This window comes from Legionella stuttgartensis, from assembly GCF_977063405.2.
The window spans coordinates 650,650-664,201 of sequence record NZ_CDRUHA020000060.1 but is presented as its reverse complement, the minus strand read 5'-3'; the positions used below and the strand labels follow the sequence as shown (position 1 = coordinate 664,201).

The window sequence follows — 13,552 nt, the reverse complement described above, 5'->3', positions numbered from 1 at the left end:
GAATCAATATGAGCTATTTTAAATTAATGGAAGGCATTGTAACGATTACTACTCATATATTTTATTGGAATTAATGAGGTTTTTTATGGGCATTGCTAATAAAAAAGAACTTGCAGAATATTGCATGGGGAGGAAGTTAATTTACAACTTTTCCTTTTACCCAACAGGTATCGCCAAAAAGATTTTGAAAAATTACAATTTTGATAAATTCAAAGAACCATGTAGACCAGGGGTCGACCATGCTGGATTGCTAACTTTGGCTGATGCGGTAATCTATTTAGCTACAACTGGGGATGGCGGTCGTCTTTATGACCGTCCTGACTTTAAAGAAGCAATTAAAACACAACGAAAGTTAGTTGATCTATATTATCAATTTGCTGACTCTATATTAAAAGAAACTGGCCCTGATTATTCTTTAACTTTTAAATATATAACCGAATTTAAAGTTGAATTTGAAAAATTCAAAAATTATAACTCTGTTTACCTAGATGTAAATACATACACAGGTATGATTAACTTCGTTGAAAAAGAAGTAACCAAACTTTATGTTCAACAGCAGCTTAAAGTTCTTCAAGAACTAGGTAAAAACTTTATTTCAGAAGAAACATGGATGGAACTAGATGAGTTAGAAATAGAGAGCTTTGAAGATAAAGCAAAAATGAAACCTATTTTATATCAAGTAAGAGATGAGCTACAGCAAAACTCTGCTCCTTCACCTGTATTAAACGTGTTATATAATATTTTAAAATTTTTTAATATTGAAAAATCTAGTGTTTTCAAAGGATTTTTCAATCAACAAAGAGCTAACGATGTAACTCAGCAAATCAGTAAAATCTTCCAGGAAGACTCTGACGAGATGGATGAGAACAGACCGCAGACTAGTTGTTTAATATCATAAAACCATTACCATACGTAGGTCGGGCCCTCGGCCCGACAAATCCTGATTTGAATAAAATTTAATTTATAAATTCTGACAAAATTGAGTAAGTAGGTTGCTAATTAGCTTTTCAGCCCAGTCCACGCTTGCTTATTTTTCATTATTAATGGGGCCATCACAGGTGAATAATTGTGTTCAAGGGATTTTTCTTGACTAAATGGCGATTTTAGAGAGTTTTTCTCGCAGTAAGAGTTAATTTCTGCCTCACTACCCATTAAATAATGACCTTTACCATCAGAAAAAGCATAATTGTCTTTATTTACCTCTTTCTCTAAAAACGCACGGCCTTTATCTGCCTGTTTTTGGAAAAAATCATTTGCTGATGCCTGGTCTGGAAAACACATACAATCACCGTTAACATTTTCCTTACCAAGATGTTAAAATCGCGTTTGTATAAGACCTCGTTTTCTTTTAATCTAAATTTCTCAAATTACAAAAGAATATGTTTCCTTATCGATGTTATATTCATCATCCGCATCACTGTCTAATTGTTTATTTAAAACCGCTCTGCTGATTACTCCAGTTGCCAAATCAATTTGAGATATTTTTTCAGGACATGCTTTTATGGAAACAATAGATCTCTTTAGGGTTTCTTCCAACATAAATGCGATTAAAAATCCAGGAAGCTCGATATCGTTTGGCTCTTCCTCTTCTTCATTTATATAATCAGGATAGGGTCCATAAATAACAGTGATTTGAGTTGATGGACTATGTAAATCTACGTTACACTCTTTTAGATATTTCGCTACATATCTGAAATCTTCATTTATAAATTCATCTATCTCCGCTACTGCTATTTGTAAATGGCTATCTAGAACTAAGTGTTGTTCAGTATTTGTGATGATCAAGCGCGTGCAATACTCAAGAGAGCTCTCTTGAAGACTAATAGAACCGTTACAATCTTTAAATATAAAAAGTCCCATTCCCTCTTGTTTAAGATGTGGCATAGCATTTCTCAACACGAGTTGAGAATCTATTTTTAATTCAGGAGACACCAAATATCTGTCAAAAAGATTAATACGCCAAGCTGGATTCCGCTGATGATTTGCAATGATTTGTTGAATGTATTCTGGCCATTTTTCATTACATTGATAACCCGATTTGTTCATAGTACAAATGAGTCTTAACTTTCCATTACCTTCGCTTTTATTTAACGCTGATTTTCGCTCAGAATTTTCATTAACGTCGAATAGTCTTAGTTTCTTTGTTACTGGGACTATTGTTTTATCTCGGGGATTATTTCTTCTATTTAAAACACTATATTTTCGTTTCATCGAGTATGTACCAATTCAAAAATCTAAAATAGCTATGGTTAATTTTTAAATATGAATTATATCATCGAATAGGACGTAGTAATTCAAATGAGAACAACCCCAATTTCTTATAGTTACACCGCCCCATAATCCTGGGGGACTAAAAGTATTTATCCATCTAAAACAAATGAACAAATTTGAATTTTTCAGTTTGAATAAAAATCCAGATTTGCTCAAAAGCTAAGAGCTCCAAGAAGTCGTTAACTACTGCAAAAACAGGAATGCGATTATAGGTTCAATTGAAGCAGTTGAATTTAAGAGTATATTTCAAAAACACCATGTTTATGTAAGATACAAACTACTATTTTAAGATTGAATGGAAGCTGGCCTACACATTGTTGTAAATAACATTTAAATGCATGTCACTAAATTGGGAGCGATACTACAAAGGATAACAATTAATTACATTGTAAAAATGGTAGCCAAACTAGTACCAAAAATTCTTACTCTGCTCCAATAATCCTATTAGGCCTTGATTTTACAATGCCGCTGATGTGAATCGAACACACGACCTTTTGATTACGAATCAACTGCTCTACCGACTGAGCTACAGCGGCGTATGAAAAGTATACTCAAGTTGGATGATGATGCAACTGCTTGTAATCATTCGTAATCTTGGAATCAAGCCAATAAGTTCTTTTTTATATAAAAACTAGTGAGTACAATCTCTTATTACTGGCTAATCTCTTAGATAAATCAATAAACTATGATTTTTTTCTGTAATAATTTTCACTAACTTAGTAAAAAAATACCCAAATAGATAAAAAATGATTTATAATGCCGTGCTGAAAAATTTTTTATATCAGTTAAAAAAGAAATTTAGTATAAATAGAAAATATTTCTAATTTTTTAATTGAGAATGGTTTTAAATTATTGCAGATGAATATAACATAGCGTCACCCAAAATTATGACAACTTGTGAGAAACAAACAGCCCGTGAAAAAGAGTAAGATTGAAACAGATAAACCTATTAAAGATAGTGGTTATAGCCGAAGATTGAAAGACCGTCATGTGCAGCTAATAGCCTTGGGGGGAATTATCGGCTCAGGTTATTTTTTAGGTACCGGTGAAGTAATTAACCTTGTCGGTCCTGCCGTGTTTCTAGCTTATATACTAGGCGGCTTGATTATTTTTCTCACCATGCTCTGCATGGGTGAACTTGCTGTGGCAATTCCCATTTCAGGCTCCTTTGTCACTTATACCGCTGACTTTATATCTCCATCCGTTGCCTGTGGCGTAGGATGGTCTTATTGGATCAGTTGGGTAGCCTATATCCCTGCCGAATGTGTTGCGGGGGGGATCATCATGGAGATGTTTACTGGCGTAAATGGTTATGTATGGGCTGTTTGTTTTGGCTTACTGATTACCTACATTAACCTTGCAAAAGTAGATACCTTTGGTGAAATCGAATTTTGGTTGGCTTTAATTAAGATTTTGGCTTTGTTTGGCTTTGTTATTTTAGCTATTTTAATTTTCGTAGGCCTAATCCACAGTCCAGAATCGGATGGATTTATTGGTTCTAAGTACATTTTCGGCGATGGAGGACTCCTTCCAAACGGGACCATGTCCTTATTAACCGCGATGGTTCTCTTGCTGGTTAACTATCAAGGCTCTGAAATCATTGGTCTTGCTGCAGGAGAATCAGAAAACCCTGCCCGGATGATTCCACACGCCATTCGCAATGTAACCTTAAGAATCCTTTTCATCTACATCATTCCCGTATTTTGCTTGGTATTAATTTTTCCTTGGCAAAAAGCTGGATTATCTAACTCTGTGTTTGCAGATGCTCTAAACTATTACAATCTCAAATGGGCCGGTGCTGTAACCAGTTTTGTGACTCTGAGCGCTACCTTATCTTGTGCTAACTCAGGATTCTATGGCACCGTTCGTGCTCTGAATGCTTTAGCTCGTGATGGTATGGCGCCTCATACTTTTGCTAAATTCAATCACAATTCAGTACCCCAAAATGCCATTATCGCAACCTTAATTACCATCTGGATTCTTCTAGGCGTAGGGTACTTTTTCGGACAAACCAAACTCTACATTGCCTTACTACTTGTATCTGGATTTACAGGAACTCTGGCATGGATATCCTTGTGCACCTCACAAATTCGTTTTAGGAATCGATTATACCAAGCTGGATATACCACAGCGAACCTGCGCTATGTGACTCCTTATTCCCCCTATACTGGAATCCTCGCAATCATTCTGATGTGTTTTGCCTTATTCTTCCTGGTATTGAATAAAGATCCTACCTATAAGCTTGCTTTTTACATCGGTATGGTAAGCTTTATCGTTCCTATCATAATCTACAAGATTTTTGATTTGTCGAAGAAAAGAAAGAAAGCACTGCATCTCAAGACGCGTGTTAAGTTCCAGGATCTCTTTCCTCCAGTATAATAAGTACAACAAATTATCAACACCAAACAAGCCCAAACTCATTTTGGGCTTGTTTTATTTTAAGCAAAAATTCTGAGGCTTACTCTCACATAAAGTATTTAATCCCCATAGATCGCTCTACCCTATTTTCTTTGTCAGTTGAAAATTGAGTATGGACCGTATGAAATAATCCTTTAATGAAACTATTATTTCTTTTTTGACAAAAAAAAGTACTTAATCCATCCTTTGATCCCCGCTTATCTTGTAATAACTTAACTCCATCTTGACCCAAAGGATTTAAACAGATGTCTAATCGCTCTAATTTTTTTATCTGTTCAGGTTTCATTTTAGCTATTGATTTAATAGTTAATTTATTATTATTAAGAATCATCGCTCTAATTCTTTGATTCTGATTAATTAAAGCAATAGCGCCAGCATCACCTATTGTATTTGTGCTTATATCGAGAAAGTTAAGTTTTTTATGTGCAGCAAGATACCTTGCTCCTCTATAAGTCATTTGATTATTACTGAGAATGAGTCGACGTACATTAGTTCGTGCTAAATTTTTTGCACATTTATCATCAAGTTCATTATCACTTAAAGTGAGTTGTTCTAAAGTCGAATTTCTTACAAAAAACTTCAAACCTTGGGCAGTAATATTCTTGTTACAACCGTTATTAGAACTTAGGTCTAATTTTTTAAGTGATGTCATATCCGCCATTAAGTACATCCCTTTATCGGTGATTTTATTGGCTCGTAAGGAAAGTACTTCAATAGTGCTTAATCTTGATAAGATTTTAACTTTCTCATCATCAATCATACAGCAATTCATTTTAATTCGTTTTAAATAGCTATTGCCGTTGATTGCGTCAACCAGTTCATACAAACGTTCCTTACTTATCTCTTGATCACTCAAGTCTAAAGACACTAAATCTGGTACATTATTTTGTAGTAAGGCAATTGCTTCATTTAAATTTATTTTTCTGTACCTAGGCATATAAGTCTCACATTTAAATCAAATTGGATTATAATTGAATTGTATAATCTGTTTTTGTACACGTTTAGAGTATAGGTTTTAATCCATGGCTATATGGCAAGATGTTTACGCCCTTGATGATTGGCTTCTGATTTTAAAAAGTTGTAAACAACATGATGATCACAATGCTGAAGAACTAATTAACAAATTATCTAAACTATTAGAAGAATATCATAATATTTCAAAAGCAAACTTAAAAAATATCCCCAAGAGGCAAAAAAAATTAGCACAAATAGCAGAGCTTGCTCAAGTGTATAAGGAATATTTAGGCAATCAATTTATAACTAAACAACAAGAAAATGTAATCGAAGATGAAATACCCTGTGCAGCTATATATTCAACTTCTAAAGAACCACGAAAAGATACACGTCTTAAAGGTTCCATAGATCCATGGATTCATGGATTACAGCAGAGAGCAATCAAAAAAATAAATTATCTAAATAAATTAAATGAGTATTATATACATGCAAATCCTAAATATGTAGGTAAGAAATCATTACTTAAAACAATTAAGACTGAAGAAAAAGAACATAATAAACAGAAATTTTTTCGCCTAAGTAGTGGCACCTTATTAGAAAAACAAGATCCAGTTCATCGACCTATTGAATTTATGCTGAAGGACTTAAAAAATAAACGCAACCCAGCAGAGTATCCAATGAATGCGGCCTTTTACCAATGGATTAAAAGCCGCACTAAGGCCCCATTTTTTCTTTGGTTAGAAAAACATCCACTCAGCACGGCAACCAGAGATTTAAGTGATAATTGGCGTGGTTATTATAAAAATAAAATGGGTCCAGTAAGTTATGAATCCCCAGAAAATCAATCGGTGCATATTGTAAATGTGGATAGAGATTATAAATTAATGGCTAAAAGAATAAATTCCGAAGATGAATTTGAATTAAATACAAATAAATTAGATGATTTTGTTTTTAAAATAGGCTGCCCGCTGGGTGCAGCTGCATTTGTCTGGGATGCAAAAGATAAGAATCATTTTTTCACCCATGTTCATGAATCTGGTACCTATCATCATTCAACGATGACTTCCGGTAAAAAGGTTAGAGGTGCAGGAATGTGGTTAGTTGAAAATGGGAAAGTCACTTCAATCGATAATAATAGCGGCCATTATAAGCCCTCCTCATTATCTTTGTATAAATTGATTTGTTTTTTGTATGATAAGAATCTACTTCATTCTGAGGTAAAAGTAGCTGACTTACTTAGACCTAAGAGATTAATAGACGAAAATGATCTGTTTAAGGGGAATCAAGAAACTTATACCAGCTTGAAAAGTTATCTAGAATGGGCAGAAAATCTACCCGAAATTAAAAAATATCTAAAAAGAAAAGATATTCTCCCTTTAAGTGAACAACTCGAAATTTTGGAGGCTAGTCCCAAAAAGCTTCATCTTTAAGTTCACTAAAAAATTAATGCAACTTTTGTCCATTAGGGACTTTAGGCTCGGATCTTATGAGGCATATCGCCCCATTCTCATCAGAAAATCCCACCAGCAAAAATTGGGAGGTAAAACCAGCAATATTTTTTTCACCTAAATTGACACACCCTACTACGGAACGCCCTAATAAGGTTTCAGGAGTATAATGTGCCGTCACTTGAGCAGAGGTTTGTAATACACCTATCTCTTTACCAAAATCTACCCATACTTTATAAGCCGGCTTCTTTGCACGAGGGAACTCTTCCACTTTAACAACGGTACCTGAGCGCAATTCAACTTTAGCAAAATCATCGAACGATATAATCATTTGAAACCTCTTCCTCATAAATCAGAAAACCGATTCATACCCATTAATTTACCGATACTACACTGTCGGTATTTAACTCAGGGACTAAGCTCTTTAATAAGATAAACAATTCATCGTTCTGATTTTCCTGACACGCTGTATTTAACAAACGCATAGTCTGAATTAACTCGTCCCAATTGAGCTCGCGGAATTTTGCTTTAAACAATTTTTCATGTTCCGTAGAAGCCAATTGTTCAGACTCGTGGAACAATTCTTCAAATAATTTCTCTCCGGGGCGTAATCCAGTGTACTCAATCATAATATCCTTCCCTGGCTCCTTCCCTGCTAAGCGAATCATTTGCTCTGCCAAATAGCTGATTTTAACAGGCTCACCCATGTCCAGAACAAAAATTTCTCCTCCTGTTCCGTTGACCATAGCCTGTAAAATCAACTGACATGCTTCAGGAATGGTCATAAAATACCGTTGCATATCTGGATGAGTTACTTTTATCGGACCACCACTTTGTAATTGTTTTTGAAATAATGGGACAACACTTCCCGCAGAACCTAAAACATTTCCAAAACGCACTGTAATGAATTGGGTGTTAACCCGTCCATTCAGGTTCTGACAATAAATCTCAGCAACTCGCTTGGTAGTTCCCATAATGTTGGTTGGATTTACTGCTTTATCCGTAGAAATCAAAATGAACTTTCCAACACCAACAGTAATGCTAGCCTTGGCAACAATCTGAGTTCCAAGTACATTATTTATCACAGCAACTCGTATTTGATCTTGTAACAGCGGAACATGCTTGTATGCTGCCGCATGAAACACTATTTCCGGGAGAAAATCAGCAAAGAGATGATTAATCGCTACTTCATCGGTAACACTGATCAATTTAAGTTCTAAAGGAATGTCTGGGAAACTTTCTCTCAGCTCGAGTTCAATTTGATATAAATTAAACTCGCTGTTTTCGACTATCGCCAAACTCTTAGGTTTAAGGGCTAAAACTTGTCGACATAGCTCTGAACCAATTGAGCCTCCCCCTCCAGTAACCAATACTCGCTTTCCAGCGATGCCCGCTGTTAATCGGTCCCATTGCAAGCTAACCTGATCCCTACCTAACAAATCTTCAATATTAACGGGTCTTAATGCATTAACCTCTACTCTTCCTGCCGCTAAAGCATTAAGACCTGGGAGAGTGCTGAATGGTGTTTGGGTTTCCTCACAACAGGTTACAATACGGCGCATTAATGAAGAACTTGCTGATGGAATAGCAATAAAAATCAAATCAATATCATATTCTTTGACTCGCTCAGCAATTTGGCTAGTCGTTCCCAAAACAGGAATTCCATGAACCTCTAAACCACGTTTTGCTAAATTATCGTCAATAAACCCTACAGGGATATACTGATTGGAACGTTTTAAATCACGACCAAGTCCTTCGCCAGCCATACCTGCTCCGATAATGAGGACTCGTTTCATTTCAGTTGACTTATTCCACTTAGCTCGCTTATCCCAATAAATTCTTCTCAATATTCTAAAACTACAAAGAAGAGTGGTTAAAATCAGACAATATAAAGGAAATACAGAGCGCGGAACTTCATGAAGTATTGATGCAACATATAAAACTGGGATTCCCAATACTGTAGCCGAAAGGGTAGCTTTTAAAATCCGCATGACGTCGTTCAATGAAAAAAAGCGCCACAGGCCACGATATGTCTTAAAATAGAAGTAACAAGAAACTTGAATCGTTGTTAACAGAGCCAAGGCAATAACGAAATGCATTGAAGTAAATATTTTCGCCGATGGGTGCATATTATAACGCAACCAATATGCTGTATACCAAGCCACCGGAATAGCAAGAATATCGCAGAGAAAAACTGGTAATTTTTTATGCAGTTTTTGCAGAAATATTGGCATTTTGTGTATCATACAAGAATCATCCTTCACTCATTTTATTTCTTATTATCATAAGATAGTACACTATGTTGATATGTATCTCATCAAAAATCACTACGAACCGTGGTAATCCTTAATTCACATCTATTTCTTTTCTGATGAAAGAGAAGAGGAATTTTCATATATTTCATAGCGATAAATTGAATCACGATTATTGCTCACATAAGTCTTACTTAGTTTATAGTCGTGATTGTTGCTCAAAGCTGTTTTTAAACAAACATCGCTCGGGGTATATATTACTCTTCCTTGCTCAATAAGCGAAGTTAAAATGATAAATGCTGGCTTTTTATGCAAAACTTCACTACAAAATTGCTCATACATCTGTTTTTTCGAATAGTGGGCCATTGTCAAATTATTTAAACAGTATGAATCAATATAATTTAATGGACTGGCATAAGGAATCAACCCGTTGTCCGCTAATACCACCCAATCGCTGGGAGCGGCATGACTATTTAACCAATCTACTACCTTAGTACGTAATTGTTCGCCTTTGACTGGATTTTGGGTAAAGTATCGGTAATCGGCCAAACTCATGGCTGGGACAAATAGAAACAAAACAACAAAAAAACTTAAATAAAAAAGCGATGCAAAAATGTAATCTTCCTTTTGTCTAATTACAAGCACTATTCTACGAATACCTTGTACTACCAAGGGAAACAACAGAGCAAAAGCAGGTAAAAAGAGTCGATTATCAAACGCCACCACAGGATCCGCATCTGCTAATATAATTAGGTAAACAAGACTGGGTAACCATAAAAAATAATGTCGTTTATCTTGAGACTTGATGCAGGCAGGCAAAGATATCAGAGCTAGAGGCCAAATTAATTTGAGGTAATGAATATCCAAAGAAAAAGAGAGCGATTGAGATAGTCCTTTACAATAAACTGAGTTAGGAAACAAATATCCAAAATAAGTGAGACGCCAAAAAAAATAAGGTCCATAAAACAGTATGAGGCTTAGACAAAAAAGTAATACTCCATGCCAGTATTGTTCTATTTTTTCTTTAGGCCTATCCCAACACATCAAAATAAAAAACAATAAAATAAATGCAGGTGCTTCGGGTCTTGTTATTCCAGCCAGAGCAAGCAAAATTCCAGCGCTTACAAAATAAGCTTTTCTTGGGGTTGCGCGTACATTAGGAAAAAGGTTATACCCCATACCTCTAAAACAGCAATATACGGCTCCACATATAAGTGCCTCATATACTGTAGTTTCTAAACCACTAGTCCCCCATATAATTTGTCCTTTATAAAATAATAAGCCCATACATGGAAGAAGGGATTCACGTATGGAAAGCCAAAGTCGGCTAATTAAAAAAATGAAGGAACACGTAAAAAGCAGCCCTAATAGACCAGCCATTTTTAAAGCAATTACCGGGTTACCTTTTAATAAGAGGGTTAAAGCGCCTAGAGCAACAAAGCTAAAGTTAGAATATCCTTCCACTGGAGAGTCATGCAGATTCCATAATATGCCCTCTCCAGCAGCCCAATGCTTGGCATAGCGCAAAGAAATATACATATCATCGATAGTAAATGGCCAAATTGCTTGGACCTGGAGAACAAATAAATAAACAAAGATTAAAATTAGAGTGCTGTCATACCAATGCACTCCAGATTTCATTGAGCTAAAGCCATAAACGTTAAAACTACAAAACACCAAAGATTAATTCGTGATAATCGATCACTTAAAAAAACAATCACGGGGTCATCATTTTCAATGTCTTGCGTTGCAAGCCAGGCAAAACGCCACAATGCGATCGCTGCAAAGGGAACGGTTAGCATAAAATAAAATGATTCATCTCGAGCATAAATAATATAGAAAACGTAGGTAAGGAAAGTGGTAAAACCAATTACCAGAATAAGCCAATGAAGTATTAAAGGATTATACTTCTTCAATACTTGACGTGTTGCATGCTTTAGACCTAACTGCATTTCCATTCGTCGCTTGTTTAAAGCAATAAAAAGACTAAGCAATGTTGCTGCAACAATTAACCAAATAGAAATGGGTAAGCCGATACCCAACGTCCCGGCTAATACCCGCAGCATAAATCCAGCAGCAATGCAGAGTACATCAACAATAGGAATCAACTTGAACAGATGATTGTAGGCAACATTAATGACTAAATAAATACAGAGTATAATCGCTAGTTTTTTAGAAATTAACCAACCTAAAGTAAGTCCAGTGAGTAGCAATAAAAACAACATAAAAATTGCTTCAGAAACAGAAACGCTTCCACTTGCTATTGGCCTATGGCGTTTGTGGGGATGCAAGCTGTCTTCGGTTCTGTCTTCAAGGTCGTTATAAATGTATATGGCACTTGAAATCAGGCAAAAGGCTAAAGAAGCGAGTAAAGCAGGTATAAAATATCCAGGAGTAGGTGTATAACAAAATCCCAGCATCACAAAGACGGCTTTGGCCCAGTGGGACACACGAAGAAGCAGAAATAAATGTTTCAGCCTTTCCATGACACTCACTATTTTTATATCATTTGTCAATTCAATCACCTTCTCTGTTCCTGTAAAATACAGCTCAGGCAACAAGTAGCGCCTAACTTGGGCCCCCAAATTAAACGACTTACATACCCAGCACATCTACTATAACTATAATCATTAAGTTTAAAGTATCATAATCCTGAAAAAATGCATCATTTCAAAAGCTTAATCACTAAATAAAATATAACCTTTCAATATATTGAAGCAATTTAGTAAAAAATAATCAAATAACATTGCATTTATACAATTACGAAGTAAGATAAAATATACAAAAGGAATTACACACGAATATTACATACCAGAATGCCAATGGACGGGGGGTTATCATGCACTTTATTCTTATACCGGGACGTATTGAAAAATTTAACAGCCTACGTAAAGCCTATGAAGAAGAAAAACATGTTGATTTGAATGAAAAACCTTCGATGATAGGAACACCTGTTTTTTTTGGAGGAACAGATGTTGTCAGTAGAAGCAAGCAGGTTTCATTTTTAGAAAAAATAAACACAGTTCTTAAAATACATTTACTTCACGAACAAGACATCAAAACTCCGGCACAACGACAAGTATATATCATTGCTGCACGATTTATGATTGCAGCAGGCCTGTATGTACAATCCCAAATCGGGAGTTCAAAACGAAATTCTGCCTTATACCGCATCATTGAGAATAATTTGGGAATAACTGATGAAAACTTCCTGGATGAGGAAGATAAAGAAACATGTTTTTTAACTGCAGAGCGGCTTATAAAAACGCCCCATGCCCTAGAGCATGCGAATGTGTTTCTCCAAAAGGAAGGACTTAAGCCATTTAGCGAGAAAGAATGGAAACAGTTTACAGATTATTTAGGGGAAATGTGCCATAAAAAAGAAGTCCCAGAACAAATCACCAAATTTCCCGTCATCTCCATCACGCAACCATTATTTGGCGCTGCCTTTGCATACGTAGGAGCCACTGTAGGTGTCGTAATAGCAGAGGGAGCTACTAACTCAACAACGGCGATATCCCCTCGGGTTCAATTAACTGCTCTAGTTGGAAGCACCTTATTGATTTTCAGTCCAGCAGGAGCAACAGGCGTCGCCCTCTTTGCACCAGTAATTGCAACGAAACTCTTTACATCTTTTTGTACAATCAGTTTGGCTCATCTTATGGGAACTGCAGCGGGATATCTTGGACAAGGCGTAGGAATAGGAATAGGTTTCCCTTTTGATGCCGCATATAATTTACTTTGGTCTATTTGCTCGCTCATAAGTCGTCACTACAGTAAAACACCAGAGCTTGCTCCTATTGATGGAATACGTATTGTTGATGGGGCTACAATCATTGCGGGCATTCCTATTCAATGGGTTGCTGAGAATGCTCTACCAGAAGGGTGTACTAAAAAAATTCTTGAAATAACTGAAGAAGGTGAAATTCGTATTGAAGGAGAAGAGGTAAAAGACAGTAACACTCCCATGCAAATTCCCTCTGAAGTGCTTGAAGAATTAAAAAAACAATTGGCAACTCGCTCCACTCAAACACCTGAATCCACTGGAGTCGAGCAAGAAAAAGACGCAAGAAAAACCTCAAAAGAGGAAGAGGCTTTAGGAGACTCATTCTCCCTTGTATAAGCTGTTTCTGTTGAAAATACAATGGGGGGTAAGAAAAACTCAGAAATGCATTTCGTATTGCGATGCAATATCATTGCATTTCCGAG

11 protein-coding genes, 1 tRNA gene and 1 pseudogene are annotated in these 13,552 nt (G+C 35.9%); 4 read left to right on the top strand and 9 right to left on the bottom strand.

From position 1 onward, the window contains the following. Positions 1–85: 85 nt before the first annotated feature. Positions 86–898, top strand: coding sequence for a hypothetical protein (locus tag ACWTEW_RS22245; RefSeq protein WP_454780694.1), 813 nt, complete (start codon positions 86–88; stop codon positions 896–898). 101 nt (positions 899–999) lie between these two features. On the opposite strand, the gene ACWTEW_RS22240 is transcribed toward ACWTEW_RS22245, so the two are convergent. From ACWTEW_RS22240 to ACWTEW_RS22225, 4 genes and pseudogenes are all read right to left on the bottom strand, one after another. Further along, positions 1,000–1,281 (bottom strand): hypothetical protein, encoded by a 282-nt coding sequence (locus ACWTEW_RS22240; protein WP_454780693.1) that lies wholly within the window; start codon positions 1,279–1,281, stop codon positions 1,000–1,002. An 81-nt stretch (positions 1,282–1,362) separates the two neighbouring features. Next, a complete protein-coding gene (locus tag ACWTEW_RS22235) occupies positions 1,363–2,211 on the bottom strand; it encodes a hypothetical protein (protein WP_454780692.1) in 849 nt (282 codons plus the stop codon). 108 nt (positions 2,212–2,319) lie between these two features. Then, positions 2,320–2,473 (bottom strand): annotated as a pseudogene (locus ACWTEW_RS22230) (2OG-Fe(II) oxygenase); the annotation flags it as partial. 261 nt (positions 2,474–2,734) lie between these two features. Then, positions 2,735–2,807 (bottom strand) — tRNA-Thr (locus ACWTEW_RS22225). 379 nt (positions 2,808–3,186) lie between these two features. On the opposite strand from ACWTEW_RS22225, the gene ACWTEW_RS22220 reads away from it, so the two are divergent. Then, entirely contained in the window at positions 3,187–4,650 is a 1,464-nt protein-coding gene (locus ACWTEW_RS22220; protein ID WP_454780691.1) for an amino acid permease, read from the top strand. A gap of 85 nt (positions 4,651–4,735) precedes the next feature. Here the strand turns inward: ACWTEW_RS22220 and ACWTEW_RS22215 are convergent, their stop codons facing one another. Beyond that, positions 4,736–5,626: a leucine-rich repeat domain-containing protein gene (locus ACWTEW_RS22215; RefSeq protein WP_454780690.1), complete on the bottom strand. Its 891-nt coding sequence runs from the start codon at positions 5,624–5,626 to the stop codon at positions 4,736–4,738. An 85-nt stretch (positions 5,627–5,711) separates the two neighbouring features. On the opposite strand from ACWTEW_RS22215, the gene ACWTEW_RS22210 reads away from it, so the two are divergent. Further along, entirely contained in the window at positions 5,712–7,073 is a 1,362-nt protein-coding gene (locus ACWTEW_RS22210) for a hypothetical protein (protein WP_454780689.1), read from the top strand. A 13-nt stretch (positions 7,074–7,086) separates the two neighbouring features. Here the strand turns inward: ACWTEW_RS22210 and ACWTEW_RS22205 are convergent, their stop codons facing one another. From ACWTEW_RS22205 to ACWTEW_RS22190, 4 genes are all read right to left on the bottom strand, one after another. Beyond that, positions 7,087–7,422 carry a tRNA-binding protein gene (locus ACWTEW_RS22205; RefSeq protein WP_454780688.1) on the bottom strand — a complete coding sequence of 112 codons (336 nt, stop codon included), beginning with the start codon at positions 7,420–7,422 and terminating at the stop codon, positions 7,087–7,089. 43 nt (positions 7,423–7,465) lie between these two features. Continuing rightward, the gene (locus tag ACWTEW_RS22200) at positions 7,466–9,337 is read right to left on the bottom strand and encodes a polysaccharide biosynthesis protein (RefSeq protein WP_454780687.1); all 1,872 of its coding nucleotides are present in this window, start codon (positions 9,335–9,337) and stop codon (positions 7,466–7,468) included. A gap of 111 nt (positions 9,338–9,448) precedes the next feature. Continuing rightward, on the bottom strand, positions 9,449–10,984 hold the full coding sequence (locus ACWTEW_RS22195; protein WP_454780686.1) for a protein LphB: 1,536 nt from the start codon (positions 10,982–10,984) through the stop codon (positions 9,449–9,451). Continuing rightward, entirely contained in the window at positions 10,981–11,868 is an 888-nt protein-coding gene (locus ACWTEW_RS22190) for a decaprenyl-phosphate phosphoribosyltransferase (RefSeq protein ID WP_454780685.1), read from the bottom strand. Before ACWTEW_RS22190 ends, ACWTEW_RS22195 begins: the two co-directional genes overlap by 4 nt. 314 nt (positions 11,869–12,182) lie before the next feature. On the opposite strand from ACWTEW_RS22190, the gene ACWTEW_RS22185 reads away from it, so the two are divergent. Beyond that, positions 12,183–13,466, top strand: coding sequence for a hypothetical protein (locus ACWTEW_RS22185; RefSeq protein ID WP_454780684.1), 1,284 nt, complete (start codon positions 12,183–12,185; stop codon positions 13,464–13,466). The last annotated feature ends 86 nt before the right edge of the window (positions 13,467–13,552 follow it).